This is a genomic window from Maribacter litoralis, assembly GCF_003075045.1.
Taxonomy (GTDB): domain Bacteria; phylum Bacteroidota; class Bacteroidia; order Flavobacteriales; family Flavobacteriaceae; genus Maribacter; species Maribacter litoralis.
This window is the reverse complement of the sequence record NZ_QCZD01000007.1, coordinates 79,214-97,754: the sequence shown is the minus strand read 5'-3', so window position 1 is coordinate 97,754 and position 18,541 is coordinate 79,214. Positions and strand designations below refer to the sequence as shown.

The following is an 18,541-nucleotide window of genomic DNA, read 5'->3' as shown; positions in this document are numbered from 1 at the left end:
TCCAAGTCTTGAAACGTAAATTTTATTCCTTTTTCTATTTCTGTATTTTTTTATTGGCTACCAATATTTCCGTTGGTTATGCCCAGTATAATACTGACCTAACCGTTAGTTTAAACGAGTATACCCAAGAGTTAGACATAAAGCAAGAATTCACCTATTACAACAAGTCTAACTACAACCTGGGTGTCATTTATTTCAATGATTGGGCAAATGCCTATTCAGATAAGAATACCGGATTAGCAAAAAGGTTTGCACAAGAATTCAAAAAATCACTTCATTTGGCAAAAGCCGATGAACGTGGAAAAACAACTATTATCAGTGTAGTTGATGATGATTATAATGGACTGGAATGGAGCCGTACAGAGGGTAAGGATATTTTAAAGGTAACGTTGAACGACATTCTTCCTCCTGAGGCGTCCACCAAAATTTTCATCACCTATAAAGTAAAATTGCCTCCAAATAAGTATACGCCCTATGGCTATGGTAACAAAGGAGATTATTATCTAAAAGATTGGTATTTAACACCTGCCGTTTATGATGGTAAATGGCATTTATACTCCAACAAAAATCTTGAAGATATGTATATGAACGTTACCAATACGGTCATAAACTTTAAGTATCCAGACAGTCTATATTTAGCTTCCAATTTTGATGTTGAATCAGAAGCATCTTTTCCAAACGGTCAATTCGCCCAATTAAAAGGAAATTTACAACGTGGCGGAGAAATCATTCTAAATACCCAGAAAAACTTTGTCACCCACAGAACGCCATATATGACGTTTTTGACAGATTTTAGAGCTCCAAGATATAGTCCGATCGGACAAGGTTTATCTATAAATAAGGTAGCAAATTTCATCCACAACAATCTTGGCGATTACCCACATGAAAAGATTTTGGTAAGTGAGCTAGATTATAATAAGGATCCGCTATACGGCATAAATCAACTCCCCTCTTTTATACGGCCTTACGAAGAGCAATTTCAATTTGAAATGAAATTTCTAAAAACGGCCATCAATAGTATTTTGAGAGAGACCATGTTCTTGAATCCACGTAAAGAACAGTGGTTGAACAGTGCCATTGCCAATTATTTAATGATAGCCTTTGTTGAGCAATACTATCCTGACCAAAAATTGATGGGTAAACTTTCTAAAATTTGGGGCTTTAGAAGTTTTGAATTGGCAAAGATGGATTTTAACGACCAATATTCGTTTCTATATAATTTAACGGCACGTAAAAATTTAGATCAAGCACTAGAGACTTCAAATGATTCACTAATTAAGTTTAATCAAAAAATCGCAAATAAGTATAAGGCAGGTTTAGGTTTAGCCTATTTAGCAGATTATATTGGAAAAGAACATGTAGACGAAAGCATAAAAACCTTTTTCAAATATTTTAAATTAAATAACGTAAAGGTTCATGACTTTGAATCTATTTTAAAACGTTCAACCGATGTAGATATCAATTGGTTTTTTAATGATTATGTATCCACCGATCGTAAAATAGACTTTAAAATAAAGAAGGTTAAAAAAGAGCCAGATTCTTTACAAGTAACCATCAAAAATAAAGAAGGTACCAATGTGCCTATTTCTGTTTTCGGTCTTAAGAAAGACTCTGTTGTTTCAGAGTATTGGTTCAGTGATATTGAATTTGAAGAAACTTTTAGTATTCCCAACAATCAAGAAGATAGGTTGGTACTTAATTACGACCAAAAAATTCCTGAGTTTAACCAAAGAGATAATTGGAAATCACTTAAAGGATTTTTATCCAGTAACAAGAAGTTAAAGTTTACCTTTTTTAAAGATGCAGAAAACCCGTATTACAATCAGGTTTTCTATGTACCAGTATTAAGTTTTAACGTGTATGATGGCTGGGTGCCGGGCATGAGACTTTACAATAAAACCCTGTTGGAAAGACCTTTTGTATATGACTTTGCCCCTTCTTACTCTTTTAGGGAAAAAGCTTTTGTAGGATATGGGAAGTTTAACTACAGAAAGTATTTAAGCAAAAGCGGTCTATACGTGGCCAATTATGGTATTGGAGCTTCAACATCACATTTCAATGAAAATTCTAGATATACTTCGATAACACCATCGGTAAGCTTTGGCTTTCGACCAGCAGACCTATTGTCAAATAAAAGGGAGTTTTTATCATTTAGATATGTCAATATTCTAAGGGATTTTGACCCTTCACTACAAAATTTGGCGAACGACCCAGAAAATCCCGATTACAGTGTTTTCAATGCCCGGTATATCAATAGGGATAACGGTATTTTAGATTATAAATCGTGGTTTTTAGATTTTCAACTTGCTGGCAATTTCAGTAAGCTATCTTTTGAATATGAATACAGAAAATTATTTGAAAACAATAGACAGTTAAACCTTAGATTCTTTGCCGGTAAATTTTTGAGCAATAAAACCCAAACAGATTTTTTCAGTTTTGCCTTAGACCGCCCTACAGATTATTTGTTTGACTATGGTTATTTAGGTCGATCCGAAGATTCTGGTATTTATAGTCAGCAAATCATTATTGCAGAAGGCGGATTTAAATCTTTTTTAGATCAACGCTACAGATTTTCAAATGATTGGATGGCCACCGTAAACGGAAGTTTTAATCTTTGGAAATGGATCGAACTATACGGAGACGCCGGTTTAGTTAAAAATAGAGACTTTGACGGTAAATTCGTGTATGATTCTGGGGTAAGGTTAAATCTAGTTACAGACTACTTTGAGCTATACTTACCTATGTATTCCAATAACGGTTGGGAAGTATCACAACCCAATTATGGTGAAAAAATTAGATTTATAATTACCGTAAGCCCAAAAACCCTAACAGGGCTATTCACAAGAAAATGGTTTTAAACTGAGAAAATCTAATACGGTAGGCAGAATTTTCAGTTAAAATTAACATATTTTCAAAATAATATCATATTTGTTGAAAAATATGGAATAAATTAACTGGCAATTGCGTTGCTAAAAAGTACTTGATTCGGTAATTTTGTATAAACACGTTTAATACATGGATGTTTCTTCTAAAACCAGTAATGATATTTCTTTTGAAGATTTCAAAGAACAAATTATAAATGACTATGAAATTGCTTTTTTAAGCAGAACCTGTAGTTTATTAGGAAGAAAAGAAGTGCTAACAGGTAAAGCCAAATTCGGCATTTTTGGTGATGGTAAAGAATTACCACAATTGGCCATGGCAAGATCTTTTAAAAACGGAGATTTTAGAAGCGGTTATTATAGAGACCAGACTTTTATGATGGCTTTAGGGCTCTTAAACCCTAAAGAATTCTTTCATGCACTTTATGCCACTACAGATATTGAAAAAGAGCCTATGAGTGCCGGTAGACAAATGGGCGGTCACTTTTTAACCCACAGTCTAAATGCCGATGGTAGCTGGAAAGATTTGACCAAACAAAAAAACAGTAGTGCAGATATTTCATGTACGGCAGGGCAAATGCCACGCTTATTGGGCTTGGCACAAGCTTCTAAAGTCTACAGAAATCAAAAAGGACTCGACAGCGCTAAATTTTCGGTTAACGGTAATGAAATAGCTTGGGGTACCATTGGTAATGCAAGTACTAGTGAAGGTATGTTCTTTGAAACCATAAATGCAGCAGGTGTGTTGCAAGTACCAATGGTCATTAGTATTTGGGATGATGAATATGGTATTTCGGTTCCAGCAAAATTTCATACAACTAAAGAAGATATATCGGAAATTTTATCAGGTTTTCAAAGATCCGATAACGAAACGGGTTACGAAATACTAAAAGTAAACGGTTGGGATTATACGGCCCTAATGCATGCCTATGAAAATGCTGCTGATATCGCTAGACAAGAACATGTACCGGTATTAATTCACGTTAAGGAATTAACTCAACCACAAGGCCACTCTACTTCTGGTTCTCATGAACGCTATAAAGACAATGAGCGTTTAGAATGGGAACGCGATCATGACTGTAATAAACGTTTTAAAGAATGGATACTGGAGTCAGGTATTGCCACTACTGAAGAGTTGGCTACTATTGAAAAAAGAATAAAGCGAACAGTAAGGGAAGCTAAGAAAGAAGCGTGGGAAGAATATTTAAAAACCCTGCTTACCAATAAAACAGTATTGGTAAATTTAATTGAGAAAGTTGCATCTACAAGTCCCAATAAAAATTTCTTGAATAAATTAAAGAACGATTTAATTGCTACCGAGGAGCCTGTTCGTAAAGACCTTGCTATTACGGCTAGAAAATCTTTACGATATTTACTAGGAGAGAATACTCAAGAAAAGCAAGATCTAATCAATTGGACCTCTAATTTCTTATCGGAAGCCCAAGAAAAATACAGTTCTCACCTTTACAGTGAAAACGACAGTAAAGCAAGTAATATAACAGCAATACTGCCTGCCTATAAAGATGATTCAGAAATGGTGGATGGAAGAGTTATCTTACGTGATAATTTTGATAAACTATTTGAAAAATATCCTAACACCTTAATTTTTGGTGAAGATACCGGTGCTATTGGCGATGTAAACCAAGGGTTGGAAGGTATGCAGGAAAAATATGGTAAAATACGTGTTGCAGATACCGGTATACGAGAAACTACCATTATAGGGCAGGGTATAGGTATGGCGCTACGAGGTCTTAGACCAATTGCAGAAATACAATATCTAGATTATATTTTTTATGCTTTAGCAACGCTTACCGACGATTTGGCTTCATTGTTATACAGAACTGCCGGAAAACAAAAAGCACCTTTAATCATAAGAACAAGAGGTCATAGACTAGAAGGTATATGGCACTCTGGCTCAGAAATGGGCGGCTTAATACATTTGTTAAGGGGCATGTATATTTTAGCCCCTAGAAATATGACCCAGGCAGCAGGATTTTACAATACCCTGTTAAAAAGTGATGAACCTGCCTTAGTGATCGAAAGCTTAAACGGATACCGTTTAAAAGAAAAGAAACCTAAGAATTTAGGTGAATTCTGTACCCCGATAGGCAAAGTCGAAAAACTAAAAGAAGGTAAAGACATTACACTTGTTTCTTATGGATCTACCTTGCGTATTGTAGAAAAAGCTGCAAAAGAACTAATAGAAGTAGGTATAGATGCCGAGGTTATAGATGCACAAACTTTATTACCATTTGATATTGAAATGGAAGTATTAGAGAGCGTGAAAAAGACCAATCGCCTATTGGTTATAGATGAAGATGTACCCGGTGGTTGCTCCGCTTACTTACTCAATGAAATAATTGAAAAACAAGGAGCATTTAAGTATTTAGACAGTGCACCTCAAACTTTAAGCGCCAAGGCGCATAGACCTGCTTACGGTTCGGATGGGGATTATTTCTCAAAACCAAATAGAGAAGATATATTTGAAAAGGTATACAACATTATGCATGAAGTAAGCCCGAACGATTATCCAAAATTACGATAGTGATCATTCAATAATAAAGAAAAAAAATCCCATTGTTTAATGGGATTTTTTATTTCTGCATGTATAAAATAAATCAATTTTTAAGTTCTTGTTGTACTTCTTTAATAGCCGGTTTTTTGGGGTTACCATCAGCATCAATCTCTATAATGGCATCAAAACCTAGAGCATCTAATTTATCTGCAATCTTAGCCCTATCTCCCACCATAAACCAATTAACAGCTTCTGGTTTAACTATCTTTTTACTAACATCTCTAACTTCTTGTAGAGAAAGGTTACGAACATTAGCATCGTATTTTTGATAATAATCGTCTGGCAAACCATAATTTACCAAATTCGCCATAGAACTGTTTACAGCACTGTTGGTCTCCCATTGACCGGGCAAACTTAATATTTGATTTGTCTTAACCTTTTCCAACTCTTCTTTAGTTACCGGTCTTGTTGAAATAAATTCTGAGATTTCTTTTCGTAGTTCCGTAACCGATTCTGCCGATTTATCTGTTTGCACCGGTGCATACATAATAAAAGGGCGCTCAGCCTTTGACCCCATAACAAATCCGCTTGCACCATATGCCCAATGTTTATCTTCTCGTAAGTTCATATTAATTCTAGAGGTAAAATCACCTCCTAAAATACTAACCATTTGCTCTAACGCAATTTGAGAAACATCTCCATACTTTTCAGTTAAATGTCCTGCTAAGATCACAGATTGCTCAGATTCTGGTCTGTCCATCAAATAAAGTGTGTTTTTTGAATCAACTTTAGGTGTCGTAAAGGAAATGGTTGGAACATCTGCCTTTTTCCATTTCCCAAAGGTCTTTTCTAACTTAGACTTCAAATCTTTCATATCGATATCGCCGGTAACCACTAGAGTCGCGTTATTTGGTCTTATCCAAGTAGAATAAAACTTTTGTACATCATCTTTTGTAAGTTTTGAAACCGTTTCGGTGTAACCCGTACCGGTATAGGGATTGCTATAAGGGTGACCTTCACCATACAAATACTTGTTCATTACCCTTAAAGCCATTGAAATCGGTTGAGACTTCTCTTGTTGTATTCTGTTTAATTGTTCATCCTTTAAACGCTCAAATTCCTTTTCTGGAAATGCAGGGTTTAAAACAACATCTGCAAATAAATCTATACTAGCATCTAAACTTGGTTTTAATGTATTTAGATAAATATTTGAATTATCTTGACTAGAATAAGTATATAGGTTTGCACCTAACAATTGTAATTTCTCATTTATTTCTAGAGAATTTAAATCTTTAGTTCCCTCGTCCAATAAATCCATGGATAAAGCCGCAGTACCCGGACTCGAAAGATAATCTGTCTTATAGCCTGCATCGAACATCAAATTCATGACTACGGTCGGTACTCCCGTTCTTTTTGCCAAAACAATATTAAGTCCGTTAGATAATTTATCTCTTTGCAAAGTTGGAAACTTAGAGCTTTTAGCTTCTCCAACCTCAGGCAATTTACTTCTATCAATAGTGCTATCGGTAATTGTGTATTCTGGAAAAGGTTTACATAGTAAAACATGCTTTCCTCTGGTTAGCCATTTTTTTGCTGTATTTTGAATATCGGCAATTGTAGCATTTTCAACATATTCAAGCACTGTTTTGTAATAGGCCGCATCTCCAAAATAGGTTTGATTAGAAGCTAAGATATCTGAAACTCCTCCAAAGCCACCGATACGCTCCAAACCTTTTATAAAGCTTGAAAAATAAGCCGCTTTAACACGCTTAAGCTCACTTTCTGTTGGTCCATCTTTAATGAGTTTAGCCAACTCATCTTCCATAATCTGTTGCACCTTATCTATATCTCCGCCAGGTTTTACATTTGCCCAAGTAATAAATTCACTGGCAATCTCATTCGAAGCCTGAAATGAAACCACCGAGCTAGCAAGCTGCTCATCATAAACTAGTCTTTTATAAAGTCTAGAATTTTTACCACTGGTTAGAATAGAAGAGATTAAATCAAAATGGATGTCTTCTCTGTTTCCAAATTCTGGCGTATTCCAACTAAATAAAATTCTTGCCTCTGGAACTCTATCTTCATAAACTTCATAAGTGTCTGTATTTTTTAATGGTATATTCACTTCTTGTCTTGCGATGGTTGGTCCAGCAGGTATATCGCCAAAATAATTCAACACCTTTTTATACACCTCTTGAGGATTAATATCGCCAGCAACCGCTACTACAGCATTCGCTGCTCCGTAATAAGATTTAAACCACTCTTTTACATCATCGAGCGAAGCGGCATTTAAATCTTCCATCTCCCCAATGACCGTCCATGAGTACGGATGACCTTTAGGGTACATTGCTTTTGTCAAAAGATTCCATTGCTTACCATAAGGTTGATTTTCACCTTGTCTTTTTTCATTTTGCACAACGCCGCGTTGCTCATCTAATTTTTCTTGGTCAATTGCTCCTAAAAGATGTCCCATTCTATCAGATTCTAAAAACAACACCTGATCTAAAGCAGCTACGGGTACATTTTGAAAATAATTGGTACGATCAGTATTGGTAGTTCCATTTAAATCAGTTCCTCCAATTCTTTCCAATGCCTGAAAATAATCATCGTTATAATTTTCACTACCATTAAACATTAAGTGCTCAAATAGATGGGCAAAACCACTTTTACCCGGTTTTTCATTCTTAGACCCTACATGGTACCATACATTGACAGCAGCGATAGGAGCTTTGTGGTCTTCATGTACCAATAACGTTAATCCGTTCGGTAATACGAATTTTTCATATTTTAAATCTATTTGATCAGATTTAAATTCAAATTCTTGTGCCCAATGTTTGGTTAAACAAAACAAGGACAGCATAATAAATAAAATTGTTTTTTTCATGATGATTACTTTTTTTAATGATTCTAGTAAATATAATCTTTAAAAAAACATGGAGCAATCACTACGTTAAGTAAGAAAAAACATATAAATAATAAACCCTCTTCTATTACTTACATATCCATTAAAAAAAAAGATTTATTATTTAACAATTTGTAGCATATATCTAACGTATTGAAAACTAAGACAAGGCTGTCTATAATTTAAAAAACAGACCATAAAACACACCAGTAAATAGCTGTCACATAAGCAAAAAACAAAAAAAAATGATACTTTTAAGGGAAATAAATCACACTAATGAAAAACACCTTGTTAAAAGATATTGGTTTAGCGTTTTTTAGAATTGCAATCTCAGCAATGATGCTGACCCACGGACTACCAAAGTTTCAAAAATTAATTTCAGGAGATTTTCAATTTGCCGACCCATTTGGCATAGGAGCAACTCCTTCTTTATTCTTGGCGGTAATAGGTGAATTTGTATGTCCTATTTTAATTATCATAGGATTTAAAACACGGTTAGCGGCAATTCCACCTGCAATAACTATGGCTGTCGCTGCTTTTATAGCTCATGGAGCCGATGATTTTAGCACAAAGGAAAAAGCCCTATTCTATTTAGTTGCATTTATTACGATTGCATTATTAGGACCCGGTAAATACGGTATTGACAGAAAGTAGGCTTTATACAATTTTATATAAAAGTTCTTTAAGCAAATCGGCCTCTTTCATCGGTGATGCTCCTACCCCTTTCCCCTTTAGGTCCATTTCACGAAGACTAGAAATAATGGCGCTTACTTTTTTCATGGGATAATTTCTTGCCGCAGTCTGTATTTCTTTCACAAAATATGGATTGATACGTAATGTGCTGGCAACATTTTTAGGTGAGTGATCACTTAGTCCATGATATTGCAACAATTGGGTAAAGAAAGAATGCAATAAGGTAATCGTTAATATAAAAGGATTATCCTTAGGGTTTTGAGCAAAGTAATTGATGATTTTAGTAGCCTTTACAATATCTCTATCACCAATAGCTCTTTTTAGTTCAAAATTATTATAGTCCTTACTAATACCAATATGTTCTTCAATATGCTGAGGATTAATTTCTGTTTCTTTTGGCAGTACCAATTTTAGCTTATCTAGTTCTTTACTGATTTTTCCTAAATCTGTACCTAGGTATTCAACCAACAACAAAGAAGCTTTATGCGAAATAGTATAACCATTACTCAACAAATGCTTTCTAAGCCAATCGCTAACTTGATTTTCATAGAGCTTTTTACTTTCAAAAATTACACCGTTCTTTTTAATGATTTTATGTAATTTTTTACGCTTATCTAGCTTTTTGTATTTATAGCAAATAACCAGAACCGTTGATTGTTGCGGGTTTTCAGCATATGAACAAAGATCTTCAATAGTTCGAGATAGGTGTTGAGCTTCTTTTACGATTACCACCTGTCTCTCAGCCATCATTGGGTAACGCTTAGCATTACTTACGATATCATCTATAGAAACATCTTTTCCATAAAGCACCATTTGATTAAAACCCTTCTCTTCTTCCGTAAGGACCTTAGCTCCGATATAATCTGATATCTTATCAATAAAATATGCTTCTTCGCCATATAGAAAGTAAATAGGACTTATTTGTCCTTTCTTAATCGTATTGACTATTTGTACAGCTTCATCCATTCAGAAAAATTCATCAACTTTGTATAATGCAGCCACTAAATTTTCCTAGCTACACTTTCAGGGTCAAAAATAGCGAAAATAGACCCTTAATATTTGACGAAATACGTAAAAAATTTATTGTGCTTACTCCAGAGGAATGGGTAAGACAACATGTGGTGAAATTTTTAATACAAGAAAAAAAATATCCAATTAGTCATATCAACGTTGAAAAACAGATCACTTTAAACGGATTAAAGAAGAGATATGATATTGTAGTATTTAAACCAGACGGAAAGCTAGACATACTGGTGGAATGCAAAGCGCCCGAAGTAACAATTTCTCAAAACACCTTTGATCAGATTGCGCAGTACAACTTTAAACTTAATGCTAACTACTTAATGGTTACTAACGGACTCTCCCATTATTACTGTCAAATGGACTTTGTTGCGGAAAAATACCAATTCATGCACGAAATTCCTGATTTTAGCCGTTAATTTGCGATCGTTTTGAAGATAGCCGTAGTCATATTAAACTGGAATGGTGAAGTGCTTTTAGAAAGGTACCTACCTTCTGTTATCTCATATTCTGAAGGAGCCGATATTTACGTAGCCGACAATGCTTCAACAGATGGCTCGGTTACTTTCGTAACCAAAAACTATCCGACGGTTAAAATCATTCAAAATACGGAGAACGGTGGATTCACAAAAGGGTACAATGATGCACTAAAACATGTTGATGCTGACATCTTTTGTCTACTAAACTCAGATGTAGAAGTTTCTCCCAATTGGCTCACTCCAATTAAGGAAACCTTCAACAATGTACCTGATGCCGCAATTATACAGCCAAAAATATTAGACCTACTTAAAAAAGACCATTTTGAGTATGCAGGAGCAGCTGGTGGCTTTATTGACCAATTAGGTTATCCCTTTTGCAGAGGAAGACTGTTTCAAACCTTAGAAAAAGACAACGGTCAATATAACGATATAAGAGAAATATTTTGGGCAACAGGTGCATGCATGTTCATAAAGAAATCGGTATTTCACGAACTTAACGGTTTTGATGAAGATTATTTTGCACACCAAGAAGAAGTTGACCTTTGCTGGCGAGCAAAAAACCATGGTTACAAAATATTATATGTAGGTACTTCTCATGTTTTTCACCTAGGCGGTTCTACCTTGAGTAACATGAACCCAAAGAAAACTTATTTAAATTTTAGGAACACACTTTTCTCCATTACAAAGAACCTACCAAGAAGAAAGGCTTTTATTATCATCTTCTTAAGATTACTGCTAGATGGCATTGCGGCAATACGATTTCTTTTTCAATTAAGATTTAAACACTTTTTCGCTATTTTTAGAGCTCATTTAAGCTTTTACAGACAATTTAGAAAAATGTACAAAAAACGGGAAAAAACGCAATTCCTAAGAAAATACTATATAACGAAGTCCATTGTATGGTCTTACTTCGTACATAGAATAAGTAATTTTAACATTTTAGTAAAAGATTAACTAACAACACATATAATTGACTTTGTAATTCTATAATTTTGATGTCACTTAAATGTGAAATTAAGTAAATAACTAAATTATTATAATAGAATCAAATTATGAAAAAAGTATTATTAGGATGTCTTGGAGTAACACTTTTACTTTCTTCTTGTGTATCATCAAAGAAGTATGCAGATCTTGAAGCAAAACACAAAAATGCACAAGACTTATTGAACTCTGCAACGGTAAAATTAAATGACTGTTTAGAAGAAAAAGCAACTGCCTCATCTAGACTTCAAACTTTAGAAGATCAGAATGCATTTTTAAAAGCGAACAACCAAGAGTTGATCAACAATATGGGCAACCTAACAACTTTGACAACAAAAGGTGCTGAAAACTTAGAAAAGTCTTTAGAGAGCTTACAAGAAAAAGATTTAACTATTCGTAAGTTAAATGACGCTATTACACGTAGAGACTCTGTAAACCTTTCTTTGGTACAAAGCTTAAAAGGTGTGCTTGGAAATATGGATGATGAGGATATCGAAATCAGCGTTGAAAAAGGAGTTGTTTTCGTATCTATTTCAGACAAGTTGTTATTTAGCAGCGGTAGCTATAACGTAACTAGAAGAGCAAAAGAGGTTCTAGGTAAAGTAGCGAAAGTGGTTAACAATAAGCCAGATTTTGAATTTATGGTTGAAGGTCATACAGATGACGTACCTTATAGAGGAAATGGTTCTTTATTGGACAACTGGGATTTAAGTGTTAAACGTGCTACAGCTGTTGTACGTATCTTGCAAAACGATTTCAATGTTGACCCTAAGCGTATGACTGCTGCTGGTAGATCAGAATATGTACCGGTATCTTCAACGGAAAAATCTAAAAACAGAAGAACACGTATTGTTGTTCTTCCAAAAATCGATCAGTTCTATAGCATGATCGAAGAAGGAATGAAAGATCCTGCAATCAACAACTAACAATTGATTGTATTATTATAAAATTAAAGCGGCTCAATTGAGCCGCTTTTTTTATGCTTAAAATTTAAAATAAAAAGTTATTTATATAATATCTAAATCTCCTTTACCCTCACGAATAACTTCTGGCTCACCTTGGGAAACGTCAATAATGGTAGAACCGACGTTACCACCATATCCGCCATCTATTACAATATCGACCAGATTATTCCATTTCTCATAAATTAATTCGGGATCGGTAGTATATTCTAAAACATCGTCTTCATCGCGAATTGAAGTAGAAACGATAGGATTCCCCAATTCTTCCACCAAAGCTTTAACTATGCTATTATCAGGTACGCGAATACCAACGGTTTTCTTCTTTTTAAATTCTTTTGGCAAGTTATTATTACCTGGTAGAATAAAGGTATACGGTCCTGGTAAGGCTCTCTTTAATATTTTAAAAGTAGCCGTATCAATTTGTCTAACATAATCTGAGAGGTTACTTAAATCGGTACAAATAAAAGACCAGTTTGCCTTCGCTAATTTTATTCCCTTAATTCGGGCAATTTTCTCCAAAGCTTTCGTATTGGTAATATCACAGCCTAAACCGTAAACAGTATCTGTTGGATAAATAACCAAACCACCTTTACGCAACACTTCCACCACCCTTTTTATCTCCTTGGGGTTAGGGTTCTCTTCGTATATCCTAATAAACTCTGCCATAGCACTAGCATTTAAACCAAATTGATATTAAATATACCAAAACTATCCGATCACCTCTAACTTTGCGAAACGCAGCAACAGTTTTTTAATATCGCCTTTATCAAATACTATTTCTGCCTTTCTATCATTACCGGTACCTTCAATTTTTACCACTTTACCACGACCAAAACGGGTATGGTTAATTAGGGACCCTACAGCTAAGTTAGGGTCAATTTTATTCGTATTACCCACAGGTTCGGATAACTGCGGCTTTATTTTTCTAAGTTTCTTTAATTGATTTGGGTTCGGTTGCCCTACGAGCGGCGGTGTACCTTTAACCGGTTTTTGCTGTCGTAATTTACTCTTGTCAACTTCACCAAAAATATCGGCATTAATAAGCGATTTGTAACGATAACCGCCATCTACAGGCGTTAAATTTTCAACATATTTCTCATCAATTTCCTCTAAGAAACGACTAGGCTCGGCATCAATTAATTTCCCCCAACGATATCTATTTTGGGTATAAGTCAAATACGCTTGTTTCTCGGCTCTGGTGAGTGCAACGTAGAACAATCTTCGCTCCTCTTCGAGCTCACTACGCGTACTCATACTCATACCCGATGGAAAAAGGTCTTCTTCCATACCAACGATATAAACGTACGGGAATTCCAATCCCTTTGCCAAATGAATGGTCATTAACGCTACCCTATCGTCATCGCCGGTATCATTATCTAAATCCGTGGCAAGGGCAACATCTTCCAAAAACTCACTGATATTACCGGTAGCATCATCGATCTCTTTTTGTCCTTCAACAAAATCTTTGATACCGTTTAATAGTTCTTCTATGTTTTCCATTTTACCGATACCTTCGGGAGTTCCATCCTTTTTAAACTCCAAAAGAATACCTGTTTTTTTGGCGACATGCTCAGACAAGGTGAAAGCATCGGTAGTTTCGTTCATGACCTGAAAGCTCTTGATCATGGTTACAAAATCTTGAAGTTTCCGTTTGGTACCAGAGTTGATTTTAAGATTGATTCGCTCTATATTCTCCATCACCTCAAAAATGGAACGATTATAATGATTGGCAGCCACTACTAACTTATCTAGTGTAGTACCTCCGATTCCCCTAGCAGGAAAATTAATCACTCTTTTTAAAGCTTCCTCATCTTTAGGGTTGATGACCAATCGTAAATAAGACAGTACATCTTTAATTTCCTTTCTTTGATAGAATGATAATCCACCATAAATTCTATAGGGTATATCTCTTTTACGTAAAGCATCTTCAATAGCCCTAGATTGCGAGTTGGTTCTGTACAATACGGCAAACTCACCATTGCCCATTTGCTTTTGCATTCTATGTTCCCAAATAGAATTGGCTACAAACCTACCCTCTTCAGCATCTGTAGGGCTTCTATGAATCTTTATCGCCCCACCATCGTCATTATCCGTCCAAACTACTTTTTCGATTTGGTTTTGATTCTTTCCGATGACAGAGTTTGCAGCATTTACAATGTTACGGGTAGATCGGTAGTTCTGTTCCAAACGGTACATACCTACGTTATCATAATCTTTCTGAAAGTTCAGAATATTGCTAATGTTCGCCCCTCTAAATGAATAAATACTTTGAGCATCATCACCCACAACACAAATATTCTGAAAGCGATCTGCCAATGCTTTTACGATCAAATACTGAGAATGGTTGGTATCTTGGTACTCATCAACCAAAATATACCTAAATCGGTCTTGGTATTTCATCAGTACATCTGGGTAGCGTGTCAACAACTCGTTGGTTCGAAGCAATAAATCATCAAAATCCATCGCGCCCGCTTTAAAACAGCGGTCTACATAATTCTCATAAATATCACCGGTTCTCGGCTTTTTGGCCATGGCATCTTGCTCCACCAAATCTGGATCGTTACGATAGGCCTTTACCGTTATTAAGCTGTTCTTAAAAGAGGAAATTCTGTTTTGAATCTGCTTGTACTTATAGATATCCTTATCGAGTCCCATTTCTTTGATAATGGAAGCAATAAGCCTTTGCGAATCTTGTGTATCGTAAATGGTAAAGTTTGCCGGGTACCCAAGTTTATTTCCATCGATACGTAATAATTTTGCGAATACGGAATGGAAGGTTCCCATCCAAAGGTTTTTAGCTTCGGATGCACCAACAATTTGCGCAATTCTTTCTTTCATTTCACGTGCCGCCTTGTTGGTAAATGTTAGCGACAAAATGTTAAAAGAGTCTACACCTTGTGCCATTAGGTGTGCAATTCTATATGTCAATACCCTGGTTTTGCCAGATCCTGCCCCTGCAATAACCATTAACGGTCCGTCTTTATGCAAAACGGGAGATTTTTGGGCATCGTTCAATTCATCTATAAATGAGCTCAAATTTTCTTTCTTTTAGAGGCGTGAATTTAGCTATTATTGAGGGATAGTAAAAGTGAACTTACTTAGATTTATAAACAAATACGGCTATTTTTTTCAATTTCATAATAAATGAAAAATCACTACCTTAATCTTAGTATTATGCAGGATTCATCAATATATTTGTTAAACGACTACTTTAACTAACTTTAAATATACATTATGAGAAAACTAGGATTGATGGCTCTTGTACTTTTCGGAGTATCCGTACAGGCACAAGGACCTAATCTTGAAAAAGATTACAAGGCTATTGAAAGCAAGGTAATCGATTGGAGAAGAGAAATACACCAAAATCCTGAATTAGGAAACCGAGAATTTAAAACAGCGGAAAAAATAGCCAAGCACTTAGAGTCTTTAGGTATCGAAGTACAGACCGGTGTAGCACATACTGGTGTTGTAGGTTTATTAAAAGGTGATTTACCTGGCAAAGTGGTGGCACTTAGAGCAGATATTGATGCCTTACCTGTAACCGAAAGAAATGACTTACCTTTTAAATCTACGGTCACTACAGAATTCATGGGCGAAGAAGTAGGTGTTATGCACGCTTGTGGCCATGATACCCATACTGCTATTTTAATGGGTGTTGCAGAGGTTATGTCAAAAAACAAGGATAAGATAAAAGGAACTGTCAAGTTCATTTTTCAACCTGCTGAAGAAGGACCACCACCAGGAGAAGAAGGCGGAGCTTTATTAATGGTTAAAGAAGGCGTTATGGACAACCCTAAAGTTGATGCCATTTTTGGTCTGCACATTAATTCGCAAACCCCGGTTGGCGTTATTAAATACAAGTCTGGCGGTACTATGGCAGCGGCACAGGAATTTACCATTAACGTTAAAGGAAAACAATCTCACGGGTCTCAACCATGGTCTGGTGTTGACCCTATTTTAATCAGCGCTAAAATTATCGACGGTCTACAATCTATTATCAGTAGAGAGACTGATCTTACTAATGAAGCAGCAGTAATTACGGTTGGAAAAATTAGAAGTGGCGTACGCTTTAATATTATTCCAGAATCTGCAGAAATGATCGGTACCATTAGAACATTGGACTATGACATGAAAGACAAGCTGAATAAGCGCATGGTAGAAATGGTAAGTGATATTGCAAAAGCCTATGGTGGCGAAGCAACTTGTGTCATTAAAGATGCTACGGACATTACCTATAACAACCCAGAATTGGTAGAGCAAATGCTACCTACCATTAAAAGAGTTGCTGGCGAAGCTAATGTACAAACACAAAAAGCGGTTACTGGAGCAGAAGATTTCTCATACTTTCAACGTGAAGCACCAGGTTTCTTCTTTTTCTTAGGAGGAATGACTCCCGGTAATACAGAATCTTACCCACACCATACACCAGACTTTTTAATTGATGATAGTGACTTACTATTAGGAGTTCGTGCACTTACCGAAATGAGCATTGATTATTTAAACAGTGATTTAACACCACGTTTAGACATTAAACCAAAAGGATAATTTTGATGAGTCAAATTTTAAATACTATTCCAAGTCCACCGTGGTGGGCTTGGATTTTTTTGTTTCTTTTTTTAGTAGCTATCTGGGATATCTTTATTCAAAAAAAACATACTATAAAACATAACTTCCCTGTTGTTGGGCATTTGAGGTATTGGTTAGAAAGTATAGGTCCAGAAATGCGACAGTATTTTGTTGCCAACAACAGAGAAGAGCTTCCGTTTAACAGAATAGAAAGAGGCTGGATCTATGCTTCGGCAAAAAAAGAAAATAACTATGAAGGTTTTGGTTCTGATCGAGACCTTTACGCTCACCAGCATATTTTCGTAAAAAATAGAATGATGGGCTTTGTTGTTCCTGAAGGGCACCCAAATGCCATAGACCCTTATTTTTTGCCATGCGCTAAGGTTATGGGGCAACACAATAATAGAAGAAAACCTTTTAGACCGAGCAGCATTGTAAATGTATCTGCAATGAGTTTTGGTTCCTTATCCGCTGCTGCCGTAGAAGCAATGAACAAAGGTGTCAAAAAAGCGGGAGCATACCATAATACGGGCGAGGGCGGACTCTCCCCCTACCATAAACATGGTGGTGATATTGTTTTTCACTTTGGTACCGGTTACTTTGGAGTAAGAACTCCTGATGGAAATTTTTCAATGGAGAAGATGAAAAAATTAGTCGAAGACAATCCATCTATCAAAGCCATAGAGATAAAATTATCTCAAGGAGCAAAACCTGGGAAAGGCGGAGTATTGCCCGGAGCAAAAATTACTCCCGAGCTTGCTGAGATCAGAGGCGTAGAAGTTGGCAAAGATGTACTATCACCAGCAACACACAAGGCATTCTCAAACGTACCGGAACTAGTAGCATTTATTGAAGATATAGCAGAAGTAACAGGATTACCTGTTGGTATAAAAGGAGCTATAGGTAAATTAGACCAATGGGAAGAACTGGCAGATTTAATGCTAGAAACCGGTAAAGGCCCTGACTTTATAACAGTAGACGGCGGTGAAGGTGGTACAGGTGCCGCTCCGCCATCATTTGCAGACCATGTTTCTTTACCTTGGGTATACGGCTTCTCTAGTCTTTACAGGGTTTTCTTGAATAGAAAACTAACGGACAGAATTGTTTTTATCGGATCTGGTAAATTAGGTTTTCCTGCCAAAGCCGCTATGGCATTTGCAATGGGGGTTGATTGTATCAATGTAGCAAGAGAAGCTATGATGAGCATTGGTTGTATACAAGCACAAGCCTGCCACAACAACACATGCCCAACGGGTATTGCGACACAAAGTAAATGGTTACAAAAGGGTATAAATATCCCTTTGAAATCTGACCGTTTAGCACAATACTTTAGCACTTTCAGAAAAGAATTTTTAGAGATTACCCATGCTGCCGGTTATGAACACCCAAGCCAGTTTACCATGGATGATGTTCAAGTAAACGTAGACGACAACGATTTAAATAAAAGCTTGGCATCTACATATGGATACAATAAAGCCAAAGTACCGTTTACAAGTGTACAAGATTTAAAAGACTGTTCGTATCTTGGCGGCAAAAATTAG

Annotated in this window: 12 protein-coding genes; 8 read left to right on the top strand and 4 right to left on the bottom strand. The window is 35.9% G+C overall.

Features of this window, described 5'->3' with window-relative positions:
* The first annotated feature begins 8 nt into the window (after positions 1 to 8).
* Together DCS95_RS18885 and DCS95_RS18880 are read left to right on the top strand one after the other, a co-directional pair.
* Positions 9 to 2,858 (top strand): M1 family aminopeptidase, encoded by a 2,850-nt coding sequence (locus DCS95_RS18885; protein WP_159303770.1) that lies wholly within the window; start codon positions 9 to 11, stop codon positions 2,856 to 2,858.
* A 157-nt stretch (positions 2,859 to 3,015) separates the two neighbouring features.
* The gene (locus DCS95_RS18880) at positions 3,016 to 5,427 is read left to right on the top strand and encodes an alpha-ketoacid dehydrogenase subunit alpha/beta (RefSeq protein WP_116772357.1); all 2,412 of its coding nucleotides are present in this window, start codon (positions 3,016 to 3,018) and stop codon (positions 5,425 to 5,427) included.
* 73 nt (positions 5,428 to 5,500) lie between these two features.
* Here DCS95_RS18880 and DCS95_RS18875 read toward each other — a convergent pair whose 3' ends face one another.
* On the bottom strand, positions 5,501 to 8,281 hold the full coding sequence (locus DCS95_RS18875) for a M16 family metallopeptidase (RefSeq protein ID WP_116772356.1): 2,781 nt from the start codon (positions 8,279 to 8,281) through the stop codon (positions 5,501 to 5,503).
* A gap of 294 nt (positions 8,282 to 8,575) precedes the next feature.
* Here DCS95_RS18875 and DCS95_RS18870 point away from each other — a divergent pair, with 294 nt between their 5' ends.
* On the top strand, positions 8,576 to 8,953 hold the full coding sequence (locus tag DCS95_RS18870; RefSeq protein ID WP_116772355.1) for a DoxX family protein: 378 nt from the start codon (positions 8,576 to 8,578) through the stop codon (positions 8,951 to 8,953).
* Positions 8,954 to 8,956: 3 nt separating this feature from the next.
* Here DCS95_RS18870 and holA read toward each other — a convergent pair whose 3' ends face one another.
* The gene (gene holA / locus DCS95_RS18865; protein WP_116772354.1) at positions 8,957 to 9,958 is read right to left on the bottom strand and encodes a DNA polymerase III subunit delta; all 1,002 of its coding nucleotides are present in this window, start codon (positions 9,956 to 9,958) and stop codon (positions 8,957 to 8,959) included.
* A 26-nt stretch (positions 9,959 to 9,984) separates the two neighbouring features.
* Between holA and DCS95_RS18860 the strand changes: the two genes are divergently transcribed.
* The 3 genes from DCS95_RS18860 to DCS95_RS18850 all read left to right on the top strand — a co-directional run bounded on the left by DCS95_RS18860 (position 9,985) and on the right by DCS95_RS18850 (position 12,398).
* On the top strand, positions 9,985 to 10,431 hold the full coding sequence (locus tag DCS95_RS18860) for a type I restriction enzyme HsdR N-terminal domain-containing protein (RefSeq protein ID WP_116772353.1): 447 nt from the start codon (positions 9,985 to 9,987) through the stop codon (positions 10,429 to 10,431).
* A 12-nt stretch (positions 10,432 to 10,443) separates the two neighbouring features.
* Positions 10,444 to 11,445, top strand: coding sequence for a glycosyltransferase family 2 protein (locus DCS95_RS18855; RefSeq protein WP_116772352.1), 1,002 nt, complete (start codon positions 10,444 to 10,446; stop codon positions 11,443 to 11,445).
* Between the two features lie 98 nt (positions 11,446 to 11,543).
* A complete protein-coding gene (locus DCS95_RS18850; RefSeq protein ID WP_116772351.1) occupies positions 11,544 to 12,398 on the top strand; it encodes an OmpA family protein in 855 nt (284 codons plus the stop codon).
* An 81-nt stretch (positions 12,399 to 12,479) separates the two neighbouring features.
* Here the strand turns inward: DCS95_RS18850 and DCS95_RS18845 are convergent, their stop codons facing one another.
* Complete coding sequence (locus DCS95_RS18845; RefSeq protein ID WP_116772350.1) at positions 12,480 to 13,100, bottom strand: L-threonylcarbamoyladenylate synthase; 621 nt, start codon at positions 13,098 to 13,100, stop codon at positions 12,480 to 12,482.
* 42 nt (positions 13,101 to 13,142) lie between these two features.
* On the bottom strand, positions 13,143 to 15,401 hold the full coding sequence (locus tag DCS95_RS18840) for an ATP-dependent helicase (RefSeq protein ID WP_407658233.1): 2,259 nt from the start codon (positions 15,399 to 15,401) through the stop codon (positions 13,143 to 13,145).
* A gap of 267 nt (positions 15,402 to 15,668) precedes the next feature.
* Between DCS95_RS18840 and DCS95_RS18835 the strand changes: the two genes are divergently transcribed.
* Positions 15,669 to 16,979, top strand: a complete 1,311-nt coding sequence (locus tag DCS95_RS18835; RefSeq protein ID WP_116772348.1) for an amidohydrolase — start codon at positions 15,669 to 15,671, stop codon at positions 16,977 to 16,979.
* 5 nt (positions 16,980 to 16,984) lie between these two features.
* Positions 16,985 to 18,541 carry an FMN-binding glutamate synthase family protein gene (locus DCS95_RS18830; protein WP_116772347.1) on the top strand — a complete coding sequence of 519 codons (1,557 nt, stop codon included), beginning with the start codon at positions 16,985 to 16,987 and terminating at the stop codon, positions 18,539 to 18,541.

Coding starts and splice junctions, on each gene's coding strand:
- DCS95_RS18880 (WP_116772357.1), top strand. CDS start 3,016: ATGGATGTTTCTTCTAAAACCAGTAATGATATTTCTTTTGAAGATTTC.
- DCS95_RS18875 (WP_116772356.1), bottom strand. CDS start 8,281: ATGAAAAAAACAATTTTATTTATTATGCTGTCCTTGTTTTGTTTAACC.
- DCS95_RS18870 (WP_116772355.1), top strand. CDS start 8,576: ATGAAAAACACCTTGTTAAAAGATATTGGTTTAGCGTTTTTTAGAATT.
- holA (WP_116772354.1), bottom strand. CDS start 9,958: ATGGATGAAGCTGTACAAATAGTCAATACGATTAAGAAAGGACAAATA.
- DCS95_RS18860 (WP_116772353.1), top strand. CDS start 9,985: ATGCAGCCACTAAATTTTCCTAGCTACACTTTCAGGGTCAAAAATAGC.
- DCS95_RS18850 (WP_116772351.1), top strand. CDS start 11,544: ATGAAAAAAGTATTATTAGGATGTCTTGGAGTAACACTTTTACTTTCT.
- DCS95_RS18845 (WP_116772350.1), bottom strand. CDS start 13,100: ATGGCAGAGTTTATTAGGATATACGAAGAGAACCCTAACCCCAAGGAG.
- DCS95_RS18840 (WP_407658233.1), bottom strand. CDS start 15,401: ATGGTTATTGCAGGGGCAGGATCTGGCAAAACCAGGGTATTGACATAT.
- DCS95_RS18835 (WP_116772348.1), top strand. CDS start 15,669: ATGAGAAAACTAGGATTGATGGCTCTTGTACTTTTCGGAGTATCCGTA.
- DCS95_RS18830 (WP_116772347.1), top strand. CDS start 16,985: ATGAGTCAAATTTTAAATACTATTCCAAGTCCACCGTGGTGGGCTTGG.